Raw genomic sequence first — 18,167 nt, forward strand, 5'->3', positions numbered from 1 at the left:
GTCAGTTACCTTCCTGGATGGTGACGTTGCTGAAGGTTCCGTCGATCTGCACCACCAGGTGGCTGCCTGGCTGGCCGGTGTTGTAGCTGCTTTCGCGGGTGGTGGTGCCGCCGCGCTGGCCGCTTGCTTCATTTAGGTTCCCCATGGTCATGTCCGCTTTGATGTCCACGGGGACGTTCTCCGGGATCACCACCGTCACGTTGCTGGCAGTGATGTCCAAGGGAACCACGACGTCGGAGGTCAGCGGGGTGCCGGGGGAGACGCCCGTGAGGTCGACAGTTCCGCGCCCTGCGGTGATGTCGATGCCGTTTCGGGCCTCCTCGACGCTTGCGGGGCTCCAGTCCACCTCGGTGAACCGCATCCGGCCGTCATCCACCACGTTGGACACACCGCCGGAGACCAGGGCGATCACGGCGAAGAGGCTCAGGACACCGGAGGTCCTGCCGCGCAGTCCGGAGATCAGGATGCCCAAACCCAGGACGGCTGCCGCGCTGGCCCACACGATGGCGTTGCCGGACCTCCCGAGGTCGACGATGTTGGCTGCGTCCAGGGCCTTGAGTCCGCCGCCTACCAGCAGCGCTGTGCCGGCAGCGATGGCGACGGCGGGCGCGCCGGGGCCGGCCGGGCGCGGCTTGTGGGGCTGGGGCGGGACCCACGGTGCCGGGCTGCTGCCGAACGGGGCTCCGGCGCCCGGGCCGCCGGGCCCGCCGGGGGTTGTCCCGCCCGGGCCGCCGGGGCTGCCGAACGCGGCGCCGGCACCCGGACCCACCGCGGAGGAACCCGCGCCGTACCCGCTGCCGCCAAGTGGTGCCGTGCCCGCGCCGCCCGGATAGCTGCTTCCGTAGGAAGGGGCACCTGGGAAGGTTCCTGCCGGCTTTGAGTCCGTGCTCGCGAAGGAGGCTGTGGTGGGCTCCGTTCCTGCGCGTTCGGTTCCCGGACGTTCGGTACGTGCGCTTTCAGCCGGGAACACTCCGCCGGCGGTCGTCGCCGTGCCGTGGCCCGCGGCCGCGTGGGCCGGGCCCTTGTTGCGCTGCGAGAGGTAGTACACCAGGAAGATGGCGCCGGCCACCCAGAAGACGGTCCACAGGAGTCCGCCCAAGCCGTTCCGGTTCCAGCCCCAGAATCCGCCGCCGAGGCCGGTGAGTCCCAGTACCGTGGCGATCAGGGAGCCGGTCATGCCGCTGGACCAGCGGCCGGCCCCGGCCTCCTGGACATGGATCCTGCCGTCCGGTTCAGGGAGGAAGGCCCACGCCAGGCCGTAGAGCAGCACGCCGATGCCGGCCAGGACGGTGAGCACTACGAAAACGCCCCGGATGATGATCGGGTCCACGCCCAGCCGGTGGGCGATGCCGCTGGACACGCCGCCAATCCAGCGGTCATTGCCGCGGTAGATGCCGTGCCCGCGGATCCAGCTGTAGAAGTCGGTCGGGGCGGCTGTGGCAGGAGGAACGGGCCGGTACGGGTAGCCCTGGCCGGGCTGCCCGGCGCTTTGCTGTTCGGCGCTTTGCTGGCCGGGGCCGGGCTGTTCGGGGCTTGGGTACTCAGGGCCGGCGGGACGGCTTTCGGAGGGACCCGTGGAAGGGTCCGGCGAAGGTGCGGCAGAAGACGGCAGCGGCTCCGTGGGCTGCTGGTTGTCCGGGCCGGGCAGGGGGCCGGTGGGCGTTCCGTCGTCGTTGGGGGAGGGGGTCTGCGAGTTCATACTTCGATCCTTCCCGCCCCCTCGTCTTCGCTCTACTGGGGGAAACCCTGAACGGTCCCTGAGCTGCCCCGGATTGGCACCCGTATGCGGTCCGGGGCACCCTGATCCGTGCTTGGATTGATCCATGACAACCCTCCCGGTGCGCCCGCCCCTGGCGCGGAGCAGCGACCGCGTCATCGCCGGCGTATGCTCCGGCCTGGCGCTGCACCTGGGCTGGCCGGTCAGGAATGTCCGCCTGGGCATGGTCCTGGCCGCGCTCGCCGGCGGCGCAGGCCTGCTGTTCTACGCCTGGCTGTGGATCATGGTGCCCACCGCGGATGAGGCCGCGCGGCGCAGTGCCCGCCGCCCGGCGTCGCCCATTGCCCCGGCGGTGAGCCAGGTGGCCGGACCCGGGACAGCGCACGACGCCGGCATGGGGCCGGGTGCCGCGGGGACCGTGACGCCCGGGCCGGGGCAGGCGGGGACGGTCCCGTGGTTCCGGGCCGGGGGCGTCCGGTACGGCAAGGAAATCCTGCTCGGCTGCGGGCTGCTCCTCGTCGCCGGCATCATGATTGCGCAGATGCTTGGCGTGGACGTCTCCCTGGGCACACTGATACCAGCCGCCGCCGTCCTGGGCGGAGCTTCGATCGCCTGGATGCAGCTGGACGAGACGCGGCGGGCCGGGCTGGTGGACAAGACCAAGGCTGACCAGGCCGGCGGGTGGGGCCGCCTGGCAGCAGGCCTGGCGCTGGTGGTGGCCGGGGTCCTGGTGATGGTGTCCGGTTCGGGCTCCTGGGAGCAGACCTGGCTCGCGTTGCTGGCTTCGGTGGCCGTCCTCGGCGGGGTGGTCCTGGTGCTGCTGCCGTGGGCACTGAAATTCTGGCGGGACCTGGAAGCTGAACGCGCCGGCCGGATCCGGGAGACCGAACGGGCCGAGATCGCCGCCCACCTCCACGATTCCGTGCTGCAGACCCTCGCCTTGATCCAGCGCCGGGCCGGCAACGAACACGACGTCGTCCGGCTGGCCCGCGCGCAGGAACGCGAACTCCGCGGCTGGCTCTTCCAGGACCACGGACGCGAAACCGGCCAGCTTTCGGACCGGATCAAGGCGGTGGCCGCCGAGGTGGAGGACCTGCTCGGCAACGCCGTCGAGGTGGTCAGCGTGGGGGACGCCGCCATGACGGAGGCACGCGAGGCCCTCGTCCAGGCCTGCCGGGAGGCCATGCTCAACGCGTCCCGGCACGGCGGCGGAACCGTTTCGGTCTACCTTGAGGCGTCAGACGGGCAGGCCGAGGTCTTCATCAAGGACCGCGGCCCGGGCTTTGAGCTTGCGGACGTCCCGGCGGACAGGCTTGGCGTCCGCGAATCGATTATTGGCAGGATGAACAGGCACGGCGGCTCCGCTGAGATCCTCAGCACGGGCGACGGCACGGAGGTGCGCCTGCGGCTGCCCGCGGCAGCGGCCCAGGGCGCGGAAGGGAAATCATGAGCACGACGCAGGGGACAGGAACCAGCCGGCCGGCCAACCCGGTACGGGTGGTGATCGTGGACGACCACGCAATCTTCCGGTCCGGGCTCAAAGCCGACCTCGACGCCGGCATCCAGGTGGTGGGGGAAGCCGCGACCGTGGAGCAGGCCATCGCCGTGATCGCCCAGCAGCGGCCGGACGTCGTGCTCCTGGACGTGCACCTGCCCGGCGGCCTCGGCGGCGGCGGACGGGAAGTCATCGCCGGTTCCGCCGCACTCCTGCCCACCACCCGCTTCCTGGCCCTGAGCGTCTCGGATGCGGCCGAGGACGTGGTGGCCGTAATCCGTGCCGGTGCCCGCGGCTACGTCACCAAGACGATCTCCGGGGCCGAGATCACCGATGCCGTGTTCCGGGTGGCGGGCGGGGACGCTGTGTTTTCGCCCCGGCTCGCCGGGTTCGTCCTGGACGCCTTCGGCACCGCCCCGGCGGACATCGCCGACGACGAACTGGACAGGCTCTCCGCCCGCGAACTTGAGGTCATGCGGCTGATCGCGCGGGGCTACAGCTACAAGGAAGTGGCCAAGGAACTCTTCATCAGCATCAAGACCGTGGAAACCCACGTGTCCGCGGTGCTGCGCAAGCTCCAGCTCTCCAGCCGGCACGAACTCACCAAGTGGGCCGCCGAGCGCCGCCTCCTCTAAAACCAAAGATGCTCTATCACTTCTGGTTCCTAAAATGCCTCTCTAGGAACCAAAAGTGATAGAGCATCGGGTGCGGGGGGAGTTACTGGGCCTTGCCCAGGAACTCCTGCAGGCGCTGGACGCCGGTGGCCAGGTCGTCGTCGCCCAGCGCGTAGGAGAGGCGCACGAAGCCGGACGGACCGAATGCCTCGCCGGGAACCACTGCCACCTCAACCTCATCCAGGATCAGGGCCGCCAGCTCAGCCGAGGTCTGCGGCGTGGCGGTGCCGGTCGCCGTCGGGAACTCCTTGCCCAGCAGCCCCCGGACGTCCGCGTACACGTAGAAGGCGCCCTTCGGCGTCGGGCATTCCACGCCTTCAATGGCGTTCAGGCCGGCGACGATGGCCTTGCGGCGGCGGTCGAAGGCCACCTTCATCTCGTCGACCGCAGTCAGCGGGCCGGAGACCGCGGCCAGTGCGGCGATCTGCATGATGTTGGAGACGTTGGAGGTGGCGTGCGACTGCAGGTTGGTGGCCGCCTTGATGACGTCGGCGGGGCCGATCATCCAGCCCACGCGCCAGCCGGTCATGGCGTAGGTCTTGGCAACGCCGTTGAGGATGACCACCTTGTCCCCGAGCTCCGGGGCGGCGGTGGCGATGGACGTGAAGGGCACGCCGTCGTAGGTCAGGTGCTCGTAGATTTCGTCGGTGACGACCCACAGGCCCTTGGCGGCAGCCCACTTGCCGATCTCTGCCACCTGCTCCGGCGAGTACACCGCGCCGGTGGGGTTGGAGGGTGAGACGAACAGCAGGATCTTGGTCTTGTCCGTGACGGCGGCCTCCAGCTGCTCAACGGTCACCAGGTAGTCCTGTTCGGGGCCGGCGAAAACCTCCACCGGAACGCCGCCGGCCAGCCGGATCGCCTCCGGGTAGGTGGTCCAGAACGGGGTGGGGACGATGACCTCGTCGCCCGGGTCCACCAAGGTGGCGAAGGTGTTGTAGACGGCCTGCTTGCCGCCGTTTGTCACCAGCACCTGGGAAGGGTCGACGGCGTAACCGGAGTCCCGGAGCGTCTTCTCGGCGATGGCCTTCTTCAGTTCCGGCAGGCCGCCGGCAGGGGAGTAGCGGTGGTACTTGGGCTGCGATGCCGCTTCGATGGCCGCCTGGACAATGTAGTCCGGGGTGGGGAAGTCCGGTTCGCCCGCCCCGAATCCAATCACCGGCCGGCCAGCAGCCTTCAGCGCCTTCGCCTTGGCATCAACGGCAAGGGTTGCGGATTCGGCAATTGCGGAAATGCGCTGGGAAACGCGGGCGGCAGACATGGCAGGTCCGTTCTTCGCTTTGCAGCCCGAAGGCTGGAATGTGGGATTCGACGAGTTCTACTCTATGCTGTTCACCGGACCCTCCGGGGTGACGGTTTTGATTTGTGACTGCCCGGGCAGTACAGCTCAGGCCGCGCCGCAGGAGGTCCGGAACGGGCTGGTTCGACGAACGCGAAGTTCTTGCGTAGACTGGTTCACCGGTGTTGAAACACGGATGATGGCGTGCGCCCCAGCGCAAACTGGTGGCAGGCCGTCCAACGTGGGTTTCACTCCATAGGGTAGTGGCGCAATTGGTAGCGCAGCGGTCTCCAAAACCGCAGGTTGCAGGTTCGAGTCCTGTCTGCCCTGCGCAAGGTGCCCCGGGCGAAAGCCCGGAGGCACGCGCAGCAACCATGGTTCTGATCAGGGCCGGGTAATCCACCATTGCAAGGATGAGCGAGGATCAGGTGACCGAAACAGCTGCCAGCAGCTCCAAGGGCCGCCCAGCTAAGAAGGAAGCCAAGGCAAGCTTCTTCGCCCGCATTGCACTCTTTGTCCGCCAGATCATCGGCGAACTGAAGAAGGTCGTTGCCCCCACCCGCAAGGAACTGGTCAATTACACGCTCGTGGTGCTGGTGTTCGTGGCCATCATGATGGTCATCGTCAGCCTGCTGGACATAGGTTTCGGAACCGCTGTCAGCTGGATCTTCGGCGGTACCGGCTCCACGGACAGCTAAGGCTGCGCGGTCCGCAGGCCGCGTGTTCCGCCCGGGAATCCGGAACGGGGCGCGGTGTGCGGAATTGAGCCATTTAAATAGGCATGTTAGGCAATGAGGAAGCAGGAGACCAAGTGTCTGAGCAGGAGCTCGAGGTAACCGAGACTGGGCTGGAAGAGTCCCAGGACGTCACGGCAGAAGCCGGTGAAGAGTCCGAGGTTGAGTCCTCCGCGCCCGAATCCGACGACGCCGCCTCCGCCGCCGCAGAAGCCGGCGGCGACGAAGAGCCCGCCGATGCCCTCGCAGCAGCCGCGGCCACTGCGGCTGCAGATCCGGCTGAGGAATTCAAGGCCAAGCTGCGCCGCCAGGAAGGTGACTGGTACGTCATCCACTCCTACGCCGGTTACGAAAACCGCGTGAAGGCCAACCTTGAAACCCGCATCCAGACCCTGGACATGGAAGATTACATCTTCGAAATCCAGGTGCCCATGGAAGAAGTCGTGGAGATCAAGAACGCCCAGCGCAAGGTGATCAACCGCGTCCGCATCCCCGGCTACGTCCTGGTCCGTATGGACCTGACCGACGCCTCCTGGGGCGCCGTCCGCCACACCCCCGGTGTCACCGGCTTCGTGGGCAACGCCCACAACCCCGTGCCGCTGCGCCTGGACGAGGTCTTCTCCATGCTCGCCCCTGTCTTCGAGGAAGAGCAGGCCGAGAAGGGCAAGCCGGTCAACAAGCAGAACCAGGCCCCCGTGTCCGTGGACTTCGAGGTCGGCGAGTCCGTCATCGTCAAGGAAGGCCCCTTCGAGACCCTTCCCGCCACGATCTCCGAGATCAAGCCCGAGTCCCAGACCCTCGTGGTGCTGGTCTCCATCTTCGAGCGCGAAACGCCCGTCACCCTCGCGTTCAACCAGGTCAGCAAGATCTGAGAATCCTAGAATTCGTCCCGGTGCTGCCCGCTTAGCGGCACCGGAACGGCCGGCCGCCTTGCCATGGCGGCCAAAAACCTGAGGCACGCTCCTGTGCCCCAGGACGTTATTGAGAGAAGGACCCTACATTGGCTCCCAAGAAGAAGGTCACCGGCCTCATCAAGCTGCAGATCCAGGCAGGTGCCGCCAACCCGGCCCCGCCGATCGGTCCTGCGCTTGGCCAGCACGGTGTCAACATCATGGAATTCTGCAAGGCGTACAACGCTGCGACGGAAGCCCAGCGCGGAAACGTCATCCCCGTGGAAATCACGGTTTACGAGGACCGTTCCTTCACGTTCATCACCAAGACCCCGCCGGCTGCAGAGCTCATCAAGAAGGCTGCAGGCGTTGCCAAGGGTTCAGCCACCCCGCACACCGTCAAGGTTGCCAAGCTGACCCAGGCCCAGGTCAACGAGATCGCCTCCACCAAGATGGAAGACCTCAACGCCACCAGCCTCGAAGGCGCAGCGAAGATCATCGCCGGCACCGCCCGCTCCATGGGCATCACCGTCGAGGGCTAATACCCCTACCGCTGTCCAGCGTCGGGCATTTGACGACGACGGGTGGCACCGCCGGATACACCGGCACCACAAAAATTGAAATGTCGGGCATCCGGGCCGGATAACGAAACCGGATCACCGACGGTGGCAGGGCCCAGCGCGGTCCGCAGACCACAACTGCACAAGGAGAAATAAGCAGCATGGCAAAGCGCAGCAAAGCATATGAGGCAGCAGCCGCCAAGATCGACGCGGAGAAGCACTACGCACCGTTCGAGGCAGTGACGCTGGCCAAGAACACCAACCCGTCCAAGTTCGACGCCACCGTTGAGGTCGCGTTCCGCCTCGGCGTCGACCCCCGCAAGGCCGACCAGATGGTCCGCGGCACCGTCAACCTGCCGCACGGCACCGGTAAGACCGCCCGCGTCCTGGTTTTCGCCACGGGTGACAAGGCTGAGGCCGCAATCGCAGCCGGCGCCGACTTCGTTGGTTCCGACGACCTGATCGAAAAGATCGCCGCCGGCTGGACCGACTTCGACGCCGCCGTTGCCACCCCTGACCTCATGGGTAAGGTTGGCCGCCTCGGTAAGGTCCTGGGTCCGCGTAACCTGATGCCGAACCCGAAGACGGGCACCGTGACCCCCGATGTCACCAAGGCCGTCAACGACATCAAGGGTGGAAAGATCGACTTCCGCGTCGACAAGCACTCCAACCTGCACTTCATCATCGGCAAGGTGTCCTTCGACGCCGTCAAGCTTGCTGAGAACTACGCAGCAGCACTGGAAGAGGTTCTTCGCCTGAAGCCCTCCGCCGCCAAGGGCCGCTACATCCAGAAGGCCACCGTTGCCACCACGTTCGGTCCCGGCATCTCTGTCGACCCCAACGTCACCAAGGTGCTCATCGAGGCCTAGTCCTCACAGCATTCCGCGCCTTCGGGGCGCACAGGAAGGGACCGCCGGCTTGCTGCCGGCGGTCCCTTCCCGCGTTAACCCGGACAATCTCCCTGCCCGCGCTCCCCGACAGCAGCCCACGGCTGGCTAGGCTGGGGCCATGACGAAGCCGAACGCCCTGGTGATCTCCGCCGTCGTCGTCCCTTCATCCGCGACTGAAAGCGGGTCGTTCCGGGACTTCCGTGACTGCCTGGCGATGCGGCAGGCCCACGAGCTGGACACCTGGGGCAACCTGGAGCGTGGCTACACCCTTGCCGAGGAAGTGGAGCACTGGCGCGGCACGGACTACGAGGCACGGCACCTCTTCGTAGGCCGGATTCGCGGGGAAGCGGCGGGGATGTGTTCGGTGACGCTGCCGCTGCGGGAGAACCTGGCCACCGCCGGGATCGGCGTCCTGGTGGCGCCGCCTTTCCGCAGGCGCGGCGTGGGCCGGGAGTTGCTGCGCCACGCGGAGGCCGTGGCGCGCAGGAACAACCGCACGTCCCTGGACGGCTACTTCGAACTCCCGGCCGCGTCCATGGACGGGGGCCGGGCGTTGCTGCCGGCCAAGTCCGGGGCGGGAAGCCTGCCCTCGGATGAACCTTCCACCGCCTTCGCCGTTGCCGCCGGCTATGAGCTGGAACAGGTGGAGACGTCCAGCCGCCTGGCCCTGCCTGTGTCCCCGGACCGGCTGGCCGAGCTGGCCAGTGCAGCGGCCCTCCACGCCCGGGACTACGCACTGGTGGGGTGGGCCGACGCCTGCCCGGCGGACCTGGTGGACAACTATGCCCGGTTGAACGCGCGGATGAGCCTCGACGCGCCCACTGCCGGGATGGACTGGGAAGGCGAAGCCTGGGACGTGGACAGGGTCCGCCGCGGTGAGGACATGCTCGCCCGCAGCGGGGTGCAGACCCTCGTGGCGGCGGCCAGGCACCGGGCCACCGGCGAACTGGTGGCCTACACCGTCCTTCATTGGCGGCCGGAGGTTCCCGGGGCAGTGCTGCAGCAGGACACCCTGGTGACCGGGCCGCATCGGGGACACCGGCTGGGGTTGCTGGTCAAGCTCTGGAACCTCCGAACGGCACAGGCAAGATGGCCGCTGGCGCGCTCGATATTGACATGGAATGCCAGCGAAAACCAGCATATGCTGGCGATAAATACCGCCCTTGGATTCAAGCCCGCAGGCTATGAAGGTGAGTGGCAGAAACGGCTGGGATGATGCCCGAATGGCAATAGACGTGAAGATCGAGCAACTCTGGATCCCCGACTCACTGGACTCGCCTGACGCAGCGGACTTCCTGGCCGCCGTCGAAGTGGGCCGCAAGGTACGGATGCAGACGTGGGGGAGCGACGACCTCGCCTACGGCCCCCTGGAGAAGCTCCTTGAGTTCGAGGATCCCTATGAGCGACAGCTCATCCTCGTGGCGAAGGTCGACGGCGCCATCGTGGGCACCGTGGACATCGCGCTTCCCTTGACCGACCACCTGGACCTCGCCGAGTTCACCCTGGACATCCTGCCCGAGTTCCAGCGCCAGGGCGTCGGGCGGAGGCTGCTCGAGGCCGCCGAACACCTGGCGAGGGGCGAGGGGCGCACCATGATCCTGGTGGACACCAACCATCCCGGGGCGTCACTGCACGAATTCGAACAGGCCCTGCTCGTTCCCGGATCCGGGCAGGGCTTCGTGCCGCTGGAAAGCCGCGAGGTCGAGTTCGCCCGGAAGATGGGCTACACACTGCAGCACATCGAGCAGTTCAGCGCCTGCGCCCTGCCGCTGGACAGCAAGCTCGTGGCCGACCTCCAGGCCGAGGCCGAGGAAGCCAACCACGGCAGGTACCGCCTGCACCACTGGACGGACCGCTGCCCGGACCGCTGGCTGGAAGCGGTGGCCACGCTGGAGAACCAGGCCGGCGCGGGCGTGGACCCGTCCATGGATGTGCCGGTGGAGCAGGACATGGTGTTCGACGGCGGCATCCTGCGTGAAGCGGAGGACGTCGCCATTGCGCAGGGCAGGCGGACAGTGGTCACCGCCGTCGAGCACCTCGCCAGCGGATCCCTGGTGGGGCTGACCACCATCACCGTGTTGGCGCACCGCACCGATGTGGTGTTCCAGGACGACACCCTGGTCCTGCAGGAACACCGCGGCAATAAGCTGGGACTGTTGATCAAGGTGGCCAACATGGAGCGGCTCTCCGAGCAGTTCCCGGACGCCAGGATCATCTACACCTGGAACGCGCCCGAAAACCGGTACCTCCTGACGGTGAACAAGCAGCTCGGCTTCCAGACGGCCGGGGTGACGGGCATCTGGCAGAAGGAGCTTCCAAAGCTGCACACCAGCACCAGTTGAGCCCGATTTGGCGGATGGTGCGCCCTCGCGTAAGCTGGACGTACCAAAGACCGTCGGTTGTTGGAAATCCACTCTCCTGAACATGGCTCAACTCTGCAGTTGTGCGCGGGGGACTCCAGTGGCTTTCCGGACGAAGGACCCTCAACGCAGGGCGGCCGGCGCAGGTGAACGAAGCAAAGCTCCACGGTCAAGCCGTGTTGAGCCAAGCCCCGTGCATCTGCGCGGGGCGTTTTTAGTTTTAGCTCTCTGGAGCGGGGACCGTCGAATACCGGCACTATCCCCGGAAGGAGGGTTATGGCAACGCCTACCAAGGTTTCAGCAGTAGCTGAGATCACTAACGATTTCAAGGAATCGAACGCCGCTGTCCTGACCGAATACCGCGGGCTCACCGTTGCACAGCTCAAGCAGCTGCGTGTTTCTCTCGGCCAGGACACCAAGTTCGCGGTCGTCAAGAACACCCTGACCGCCATTGCAGCCAAGGAAGCCGGCGTCGAAGCATTCGACGGCCAGCTTGCCGGCCCCACTGCAATCGCGTTCATCAAGGGTGACGCAGTTGCCGCTGCCAAGAGCCTGACGGATTTTGCCAAGGCCAACAAGCAGCTGGTCATCAAGACCGGTTACTTCGAGGGCAAGGCACTGGACGCCAGCGAGGTTGCCGCACTGGCTGCCCTCGAGTCCCGCGAGCTGCAGCTCGCCAAGGTTGCAGGCGTCCTCAAGGCACCTGCCGCCGCAGCTGCACGCATCATCGACGCACTGCGCCTCAAGCTTGAAGAAGAGAACGGTGCACCGGCAGCTGCCGAAGCGCCCGCCGCTGAAGAAGCCCCTGCCGCTGAAGCTGACGCTGCCGCCGAAGCTCCCGCTGCCGAAGAGAACTAATTCTCTTTACCCCACCAGACTCCGGTGCCGGTCCGGCTCCACGCCGTTCGGACACCAACAACAGGAAGGACGCCTACCATGGCGAAGCTCAGCAACGAAGAGCTCATTGAAGCTTTCAAGGAACTGACCATCATCGAGCTCTCCGAGTTCGTCAAGCTCTTCGAAGAGACCTTCGAAGTTACCGCCGCTGCTGTTGCAGTTGCCGGCCCCGCCGGTGGCGGAGCTGCTGAAGAGGTTGAAGAGAAGACCGACTTCGACGTCATCCTCGAAGCTGCCGGCGACAAGAAGATCGCAGTCATCAAGGAAGTTCGCGCCATCACCTCCCTCGGCCTCAAGGAAGCCAAGGACCTGGTTGACGGTGCCCCCAAGGCTGTCCTCGAAGGCGCCAACAAGGAAGCTGCCGAGAAGGCCAAGGAGCAGCTCGAGGCTGCAGGCGCCACCGTTACCCTCAAGTAACAACGCCTTTTCCCCAGGAAACCCCGTCCACTCCGGTGGGCGGGGTTTCCTGCGTTTCAGGCGGGGTCCGAAATATCCGCGACGACGGCGTCCAGCGCCTCGGTCAGGGCGTCGGCGTCGACAAACGCACTGTAGCCGTGGGCGCCGGCGCCCATGGAGATCCGGCGTCCGGTGATGGTGGCGTCAGCGTAAACCGGCCACGCGGTGGTGCTCCCCAGCGGGGTAATGGTGCCCCGCTCGTAACCGGTCGCCTCAAGTGCGACATCGGCCGGCGGCAGGGAGAGCCTGTTAACTCCCAGGAGGGCCCGCAGCTTGGGCCAGGAGATCTGCCGGTCCCCGGGCACCAGGGCGAACAGGAACGTCCCGTCCTTGTGCTTGACCACGAGGGATTTGACGATGTCCGCGGGGCTGATGCCCAGGATGCCGGCGGCCTCCTCAAGGCTCTTCGCAGCCGGACGTTCCACCACGTCTACCCGCAGGCCGCGCGCGGCGGCGTCGGCCAGGAAGCGTTCCCGCCCGACGCCGTCCGTCCTGTTTCCGGATACGCCCGCCATCAGTCGCGGTACAGCAGGAGCGCTTCGCCCTGCCCGCCGCCGCCGCAAAGGGACACCGCAGCCTTGCCCGTTCCGCGGCGCTTCAGTTCATGGGCGGCATGGGCCGCGAGCCGGGCACCGGAGGCACCGATGGGGTGGCCCAGGGCGATGGCGCCGCCATGGATGTTGCACTTCTCCAGCGGGTAGTCCAGGTCCTTGAGGGACTGGACCGCCACCGAGCCGAACGCCTCATTGATCTCAATGAAGTCGAGGTCGCCCGTGGCCCAGCCGGCCTTTGCCAGCGCGTCCATGATGGCGTTCGAGGGCTGGGAATGCAGGGAGTTGTCCGGACCCGCCACCTGGCCCGGCTTGCCGACCACTGCCAGGTAGTCCAGCCCGTGCTCCTCCGCGTATCCACGGGAGGCGAGTACCAGGGCGGCGGCGCCGTCGGACAGGGGAGAGGAATTGCCGGCCGTGATGGTGCCGTCGGTGACGAATGCCGCCCGCAGGCCGGCCAGGGACTCCACCGAGGTGTTGGGGCGGACGCCTTCGTCGGTGTCCACCACCACGGCGTCGCCCTTCCGCTGCTTGACGCTGATCGGTGCGATCTCGCCGTCGAACGTTCCGTTCTTCGCCGCCAGGGCAGCCCGCTGGTGCGACTGCGCCGCGACGTTGTCCTGCGAAGTCCGGTCGATGCCCAGCGTCAGGTTCCGCGTCTCGGTGGAGAGCCCCATCGACTGCCCATCAAAGGCATCGGTCAACCCGTCATGGGCGGCAGCGTCGAGCGCCTGGATGGAGCCGTAGGTCCAGCCCTGGCGTGATCCGGGCAGCAGGTGTGGCGCCCGGCTCATCGATTCCTGGCCGCCGGCGACCGCCACCGATACTTCGCCGGCGCGGATCATCCGTGCCGCGTCGATCACTGCGGTCAGCCCCGAGAGGCACACCTTGTTCACCGTCACCGCGGGCACGTTCCAGCCAATGCCGGCCCCGATGGAGCTCTGCCGCGCCGGGTTCTGGCCGGCGCCGGCCTGCAGGACCTGGCCCATGATCACGGTTTCGACGTCGGCGGCGTCGACGCCGCTTGCTGCCAGCGCAGCCTTGATCGCGTGGGCCCCGAGGTCCACCGCCGTCAGGCTCGCCAGTTGCCCGTTGATGCGGCCCTGCGGGGTACGCGCTGCCCCGAGGATGACAACGTCGGTGCTGTCAGGAGAGTTGCCCATGGTTATCTCTTTCGCTCCGGTTCCGGTGTAAGCCACCAAGGCTATCGTGACCCTGGTCACCCATCTATTCAAACGCCCGGGCGGGCGGCGGCATTCCGGCCTGCAGCGACCCGGGGGAGAGGTCCCCATCGTCGGCGGTGTGCACGACGGCGGCCGTTTGCGTAGGGTGGACGGCGGAAGTATTTGCAGGGGGACGCCAAGTCCGCAGTCTTGACGGACGGAGCAAAGATATGAAGAGGGGCATTGCCGCGGCGGCTGTTGCCGCCAGCGCCGCATTGGCGGGTTGTTCCGTGTCCGCCCCGGCCCCGGCGGATTCCTCCCGGGCGGCGGCCCCGTCCGCGGTTGCCGAAAGCAGCAGCCCTGTCACGTCGGGTGCCACCGCGAAGGCAACCGGAACCAGGGAAGCCTGCGAGCTGTTCAACAAGCTGGTGGCGGACTATGCCGCCGTTTCGCCTACGGATGCCAAAGGCTATGAGGACGTTTACCTCAAGGCCCAGGATGCCAAGGACACCGTAACCGGCGACCTCCAGGGCCTGTTTGCCTCCCTCAGCCTTCTTGCCATCGACCACTCCTCGACCGCCGCGTCCGGCGGCAGGCCGGCACAGGAATCCCAGGATGCCGTCAGGGACGCTGTCTTCGCGAACTCCGCAGCATGCACGTCGGAGGGCGTTACCCTGCGGCTGTAGCGGCCACTCCGGAAGCAGTCCGGAAAAACCAGTGCTTGCAATCCGGGCCGATGTGGGGTAGACACATAGGTTGTTTTGCCGTATCGTAGATATTTGCGTCTTCCCTGTTTACCTTCAGCCTTCATATAGCGGTGGGCTTTGCCTGGCAGCTGGCTATTAACGTGCCGTAACAACGTCACAGCATAGCCAGTTCGGGCCCCGGGTCATATAGCGGAACCGGATGGTAGCGCTGCGGAGTCACTTCGCAGGGTGCACAGCGGGGGAGATCTGAAAACGCCTGAAGGTCTGTGGAAGGATCCCTCTTGGTCGCCTCGAGCACCTCTAATAACGAAACCGCTAACACCGCCGACAGCACTGATGGTGCCACTCGCCGGCTCTCATTCGCAAAGATTCACGAACCTCTTGACGTTCCGAATCTGCTTGCCCTGCAGACAGACAGCTTTGACTGGCTGGTCGGCAATGAGCGCTGGCAGGCACGCGTGGCAAAGGCTGTCGAAGAAAACGATCTCAGCGTCGCCACCACGTCCGGCCTGTCGGACATCTTCGAAGAGATCTCCCCGATCGAGGATTTCCAGGGCACCATGTCCCTGAGCTTCTCCGATCCGGAGTTCGCCGACCCCAAGTACACCATGGCCGAGTGCAAGGACCGGGACGCAACGTACTCGGCTCCGCTGTACGTCAAGGCCGAGTTCATGAACAACAACACGGGCGAAATCAAGCAGCAGACCGTGTTCATGGGCGACTTCCCGCTGATGACTGAGAAGGGCACCTTCGTGGTCAACGGCACCGAGCGTGTCGTCGTCTCCCAGCTGGTCCGTTCCCCGGGCGCCTACTTCGAGCGTGCCGCTGACAAGACCAGCGACAAGGACATCTTCACCGCCAAGATCATCCCGTCCCGCGGCGCCTGGTTCGAGCTCGAGATCGACAAGCGCGACCAGGTCGGCGTGCGCCTTGACCGCAAGCGCAAGCAGTCGGTCACCGTCCTGCTGAAGGCCCTGGGTTGGACCGAAGGCCAGATCCTCGAAGAGTTCGGCCAGTACGACTCCATGCGGGCAACCCTGGAGAAGGACGCCACCGAGACCCGCGAAGACGCGTTGCTGGACATCTACCGGAAGCTGCGTCCGGGCGAGCCGCCCACCGTCGAGGCTGCCCAGTCCCTGCTGGACAACCTGTACTTCAACTCCAAGCGCTACGATCTGGCCAAGGTTGGCCGCTACAAGATCAACCGCAAGCTGGGCATCGACCGCTCCCTTGGCGACAAGGAAGCCTCTGTCCTGCACGTTGAAGACATTGTTGCCATGATCAAGTTCCTCGTCGCGCTGCACGCCGGCGAGAAGACCATCAAGGGCACCCGCGATGGCCAGGAAGTGGACCTGCGCGTCGAAATCGACGACATCGACCACTTCGGCAACCGCCGTATCCGCGCCGTCGGCGAGCTCATCGAGAACCAGGTCCGCACCGGCCTGTCCCGCATGGAGCGCGTTGTCCGCGAGCGGATGACCACCCAGGACGTCGAGGCCATCACGCCGCAGACCCTGATCAACATCCGCCCCGTGGTTGCAGCCATCAAGGAGTTCTTCGGAACGTCCCAGCTGTCGCAGTTCATGGACCAGAACAACCCGCTCTCGGGCCTGACCCACAAGCGCCGCCTGTCGGCCCTGGGCCCCGGCGGTCTGTCCCGTGACCGCGCCGGCATGGAAGTCCGTGACGTGCACCCGTCCCACTACGGACGTATGTGCCCCATCGAAACCCCTGAAGGCCCCAACATTGGTCTGATCGGTTCGCTGGCATCCTACGGACGCATCAACCCGTTCGGCTTCATCGAGACCCCGTACCGCCTGGTCAAGGACGGCGTTGTTTCCGACGACGTCCAGTACCTGACGGCCGACGACGAGGCCGAGGTGCTGATCGCCCAGGCCAACGCGCCGCTGGACGAGAACAACAAGTTCGCCGAGGACACCGTCCTGGTCCGTGCCCGTGGTGGTGGAGGCGAGCCTGTCCTGGTTCCGGCCGAGGACGTCGAGTTCATGGACGTTTCCCCGCGCCAGATGGTGTCCGTGGCAACCGCCCTGATCCCGTTCCTCGAGCACGACGACGCCAACCGCGCACTCATGGGTGCCAACATGCAGCGCCAGGCTGTGCCGCTGGTCCGTTCCGAGGCTCCGTTCGTGGGCACCGGCATGGAGCGCGCCGCCGCCGTCGACGCCGGTGACGTTGTCATCGCCAAGAAGGCCGGTGTGGTCACCGAGGTTTCCGCCGAACTCGTCATCATGCTCAACGACGACGGCACCGAGACCAACTACCGCATCAACAAGTTCGCCCGCTCCAACCAAGGCAACTGCTACAACCACCGTGTGCTCGTCAACGAGGGCCAGCGCCTGGAAGTCGGCGGCATCATCGCCGACGGCCCGGCAACGGACCAGGGTGAACTCGCACTGGGCAAGAACCTGCTCGTGGCATTCATGTCATGGGAAGGCCACAACTTCGAGGACGCCATCATCCTCTCGCAGCGCATCGTTGCCGAGGACGTCCTTTCCTCCATCCACATCGAGGAGCACGAGATCGATGCCCGCGACACCAAGCTTGGTGCCGAGGAAATCACCCGTGACATCCCCAACGTGTCCGAGGAAGTCCTCGCAGGACTGGACGAGCGCGGCATCATCCACATCGGTGCCGAGGTTGAAGCAGGGGACATCCTGGTCGGAAAGGTCACCCCGAAGGGTGAAACCGAACTGACCCCGGAAGAGCGCCTGCTGCGCGCCATCTTCGGCGAGAAGTCCCGCGAAGTGCGTGACACGTCCCTGAAGGTTCCCCACGGCGAGTCCGGCACGGTCATCGGCGTGCGCGTCTTCGACCGCGACAACGACGACGAGCTGCCCCCGGGCGTCAACCAGCTGGTCCGCGTCTACGTGGCCGCCAAGCGCAAGATCACCGACGGCGACAAGCTCGCCGGCCGCCACGGCAACAAGGGTGTTATCTCCAAGATCCTGCCCGTCGAGGACATGCCCTTCCTTGCCGACGGCACCCCCGTCGACATCGTCCTGAACCCGCTGGGTGTTCCGGGCCGTATGAACGTGGGCCAGGTGCTCGAAACGCACCTCGGCTGGGTTGCCAAGACCGGTTGGAAGATCGAGGGCGAGCCCGAGTGGGTCAAGCAGCTGCCGAACCTGCCGCGCGAGAGTGGTCCCACCACTGTTGCCACGCCGGTGTTCGACGGTGCCCGCGAAGAGGAAATCACGGGCCTGCTGGACTCCACCAACGTGACCCGCGACGGTGACCGCCTGATCAACTCCTCCGGCAAGACCCGCCTGTTTGACGGCCGCTCCGGCGAGCCGTTCCCGGATCCGATCTCGGTCGGCTACATGTACATCCTGAAGCTCCACCACCTGGTGGACGACAAGATCCACGCACGCTCCACCGGTCCCTACTCCATGATCACGCAGCAGCCGCTGGGTGGTAAGGCGCAGTTCGGTGGTCAGCGCTTCGGTGAAATGGAAGTGTGGGCGCTCGAAGCCTACGGCGCCGCCTACACGCTCCAGGAACTCCTCACGATCAAGTCTGACGACATCCACGGTCGCGTGAAGGTCTACGAAGCCATCGTCAAGGGCGAGAACATCCCCGAGCCGGGCGTTCCCGAATCCTTCAAGGTCTTGATCAAGGAAATGCAGTCGCTGTGCCTGAACGTGGAAGTGCTTTCCACGGACGGAACCACAATTGAAATGCGTGACTCTGATGACGCAGTCTTCACGGCTGCGGAGGAACTGGGCATCGATCTGTCTCGTGCAGAGCCCAGCTCCGTAGAAGAGGTCTAAGGA

16 protein-coding genes and 1 tRNA gene are annotated in these 18,167 nt (G+C 66.0%); 13 read left to right on the top strand and 4 right to left on the bottom strand.

Features of this window, described 5'->3' with window-relative positions; all coding sequences use genetic code 11:
* Position 1 precedes the first annotated feature (1 nt).
* On the bottom strand, positions 2-1,699 hold the full coding sequence (locus tag K4G53_RS14895) for a PspC domain-containing protein (RefSeq protein ID WP_221386449.1): 1,698 nt from the start codon (positions 1,697-1,699) through the stop codon (positions 2-4).
* 124 nt (positions 1,700-1,823) lie between these two features.
* Here K4G53_RS14895 and K4G53_RS14900 point away from each other — a divergent pair, with 124 nt between their 5' ends.
* Together K4G53_RS14900 and K4G53_RS14905 are read left to right on the top strand one after the other, a co-directional pair.
* Positions 1,824-3,167 (top strand): ATP-binding protein, encoded by a 1,344-nt coding sequence (locus K4G53_RS14900; protein WP_221386450.1) that lies wholly within the window; start codon positions 1,824-1,826, stop codon positions 3,165-3,167.
* Positions 3,164-3,847 carry a response regulator transcription factor gene (locus K4G53_RS14905; RefSeq protein WP_221386451.1) on the top strand — a complete coding sequence of 228 codons (684 nt, stop codon included), beginning with the start codon at positions 3,164-3,166 and terminating at the stop codon, positions 3,845-3,847. Before K4G53_RS14900 ends, K4G53_RS14905 begins: the two co-directional genes overlap by 4 nt.
* A gap of 82 nt (positions 3,848-3,929) precedes the next feature.
* Here the strand turns inward: K4G53_RS14905 and K4G53_RS14910 are convergent, their stop codons facing one another.
* Positions 3,930-5,147 carry a pyridoxal phosphate-dependent aminotransferase gene (locus tag K4G53_RS14910; RefSeq protein ID WP_221386452.1) on the bottom strand — a complete coding sequence of 406 codons (1,218 nt, stop codon included), beginning with the start codon at positions 5,145-5,147 and terminating at the stop codon, positions 3,930-3,932.
* A 275-nt stretch (positions 5,148-5,422) separates the two neighbouring features.
* Here K4G53_RS14910 and K4G53_RS14915 point away from each other — a divergent pair.
* The 9 genes from K4G53_RS14915 to rplL all read left to right on the top strand — a co-directional run bounded on the left by K4G53_RS14915 (position 5,423) and on the right by rplL (position 11,913).
* Positions 5,423-5,495: transfer RNA gene (locus K4G53_RS14915), tRNA-Trp, on the top strand.
* Between the two features lie 83 nt (positions 5,496-5,578).
* Positions 5,579-5,863, top strand: a complete 285-nt coding sequence (gene secE / locus K4G53_RS14920) for a preprotein translocase subunit SecE (RefSeq protein WP_221386453.1) — start codon at positions 5,579-5,581, stop codon at positions 5,861-5,863.
* 113 nt (positions 5,864-5,976) lie between these two features.
* Positions 5,977-6,771 (top strand): transcription termination/antitermination protein NusG, encoded by a 795-nt coding sequence (gene nusG, locus K4G53_RS14925; protein ID WP_221386454.1) that lies wholly within the window; start codon positions 5,977-5,979, stop codon positions 6,769-6,771.
* 128 nt (positions 6,772-6,899) lie between these two features.
* The gene (rplK, locus tag K4G53_RS14930) at positions 6,900-7,331 is read left to right on the top strand and encodes a 50S ribosomal protein L11 (protein WP_003803853.1); all 432 of its coding nucleotides are present in this window, start codon (positions 6,900-6,902) and stop codon (positions 7,329-7,331) included.
* 179 nt (positions 7,332-7,510) lie between these two features.
* A complete protein-coding gene (gene rplA / locus K4G53_RS14935; RefSeq protein WP_221386455.1) occupies positions 7,511-8,218 on the top strand; it encodes a 50S ribosomal protein L1 in 708 nt (235 codons plus the stop codon).
* 139 nt (positions 8,219-8,357) lie between these two features.
* Positions 8,358-9,455 carry a GNAT family N-acetyltransferase gene (locus K4G53_RS14940; protein WP_221386456.1) on the top strand — a complete coding sequence of 366 codons (1,098 nt, stop codon included), beginning with the start codon at positions 8,358-8,360 and terminating at the stop codon, positions 9,453-9,455.
* A gap of 7 nt (positions 9,456-9,462) precedes the next feature.
* Positions 9,463-10,581 (top strand): GNAT family N-acetyltransferase, encoded by a 1,119-nt coding sequence (locus K4G53_RS14945; RefSeq protein ID WP_221386457.1) that lies wholly within the window; start codon positions 9,463-9,465, stop codon positions 10,579-10,581.
* Positions 10,582-10,875: 294 nt separating this feature from the next.
* Positions 10,876-11,457 (top strand): 50S ribosomal protein L10, encoded by a 582-nt coding sequence (rplJ, locus tag K4G53_RS14950; RefSeq protein ID WP_221386458.1) that lies wholly within the window; start codon positions 10,876-10,878, stop codon positions 11,455-11,457.
* 78 nt (positions 11,458-11,535) lie between these two features.
* Complete coding sequence (gene rplL / locus K4G53_RS14955) at positions 11,536-11,913, top strand: 50S ribosomal protein L7/L12 (RefSeq protein ID WP_018769123.1); 378 nt, start codon at positions 11,536-11,538, stop codon at positions 11,911-11,913.
* Between the two features lie 56 nt (positions 11,914-11,969).
* Here rplL and K4G53_RS14960 read toward each other — a convergent pair whose 3' ends face one another.
* Both K4G53_RS14960 and K4G53_RS14965 read right to left on the bottom strand, forming a co-directional pair.
* Positions 11,970-12,467: an aminoacyl-tRNA deacylase gene (locus K4G53_RS14960; RefSeq protein WP_221386459.1), complete on the bottom strand. Its 498-nt coding sequence runs from the start codon at positions 12,465-12,467 to the stop codon at positions 11,970-11,972.
* Entirely contained in the window at positions 12,467-13,666 is a 1,200-nt protein-coding gene (locus K4G53_RS14965; protein ID WP_221386460.1) for an acetyl-CoA C-acetyltransferase, read from the bottom strand. The genes K4G53_RS14960 and K4G53_RS14965 overlap by 1 nt, the downstream gene beginning before the upstream one ends.
* Positions 13,667-13,896: 230 nt before the next feature.
* Between K4G53_RS14965 and K4G53_RS14970 the strand changes: the two genes are divergently transcribed.
* A complete protein-coding gene (locus K4G53_RS14970) occupies positions 13,897-14,352 on the top strand; it encodes a hypothetical protein (protein ID WP_221386461.1) in 456 nt (151 codons plus the stop codon).
* A gap of 302 nt (positions 14,353-14,654) precedes the next feature.
* Positions 14,655-18,164 carry a DNA-directed RNA polymerase subunit beta gene (rpoB, locus tag K4G53_RS14975; RefSeq protein WP_141942688.1) on the top strand — a complete coding sequence of 1,170 codons (3,510 nt, stop codon included), beginning with the start codon at positions 14,655-14,657 and terminating at the stop codon, positions 18,162-18,164.
* Positions 18,165-18,167: the final 3 nt, after the last annotated feature.

Origin of the sequence: Arthrobacter sp. MAHUQ-56, from assembly GCF_019710585.1 — a bacterium.
GTDB lineage: Bacteria > Actinomycetota > Actinomycetes > Actinomycetales > Micrococcaceae > Arthrobacter.